The sequence below is a fragment of the Amycolatopsis speibonae genome (assembly GCF_042647925.1).
Classification (GTDB): Bacteria; Actinomycetota; Actinomycetes; order Mycobacteriales; family Pseudonocardiaceae; genus Amycolatopsis; species Amycolatopsis speibonae.
In genome coordinates, this window is record NZ_JBHRWK010000139.1 from 1 (window position 1) to 1,052 (window position 1,052).

General features: G+C 69.0%; 1 protein-coding gene. It reads left to right on the forward strand.

All coding sequences use genetic code 11. The features are described from left to right. A partial coding sequence (locus tag ACFOSH_RS42495; protein ID WP_378247226.1) for a beta-ketoacyl synthase N-terminal-like domain-containing protein occupies nt 1–1,052 on the forward strand: 1,052 nt, incomplete at both ends.

Genomic DNA, 1,052 nt, shown 5'->3' on the forward strand with positions numbered 1-1,052 from the left:
GGCCGGGTGGCTTATACGTTCGGGCTGGAGGGTCCGGCGTTGACGGTGGACACCGCGTGTTCGTCCTCGCTGGTGGCGGTGCATCTGGCGGCGCAGTCGCTGCGGCGGGGTGAGTGCTCGCTGGCGTTGGCCGGTGGGGTGACCGTGATGGCGACACCCGGGCTGCTGGTGGACTTCAGCCGCCAACGAGGCCTCGCCCAAGACGGCCGGTGCAAAGCCTTCGCCGGTGCCGCCGACGGGACCGGGTTCAGTGAAGGCGTGGGCCTGGTTCTGCTGGAACGCCTCTCCGACGCCCAACGCCACCGACACCCGATCCTGGCGGTGGTGCGTGGTTCCGCGGTGAACTCCGACGGCGCCTCCAACGGCCTGACCGCCCCCAACGGGCCCGCTCAGCAGCGCGTCATCCACACCGCCCTGGCCAACGCCGGGTTGTCTCCCGCCGACGTTGATGTGGTGGAGGCGCACGGCACCGGAACCCGCCTTGGTGACCCGATCGAAGCCCAAGCCGTCCTCGCCACCTACGGCCAAAACCGCGACCGCCCGGTCTGGCTGGGGTCGGTCAAGTCCAACATCGGCCACACCCAAGGCGCCGCCGGAATCGCCGGAGTCATCAAAACCGTCCAAGCCATGCGACACGGCGTCCTGCCCAAGACCCTCCATATCGACACCCCCACACCCGAGGTCGACTGGGACAGCGGCAACACCGCCCTGCTCACCCAGCACCACGACTGGCCCGAACCCCGCCGAGCAGGCGTGTCCTCCTTCGGCATCTCCGGCACCAACGCGCACCTCATCCTCGAACACCACCCCCAACAAGCCACGGAGGACACCGGCACGGGACCATGGCCGCTGACCCTCAGCGCCCGCACCGAAACCGCACTCCACGACCAGGCAAACCGCCTCGCCCAACACCTCAGGGAACACCCCGAAACCGGGATCGCCTCGGTCGCGCGAACACTGCTCAGCCGGCCACGGTTCGACCATCGTGGTGTCGCCGTCGCCGAGAACCGGGACGAACTCATTGCAGCCTTGGGCAACCTCACGCCGACCAC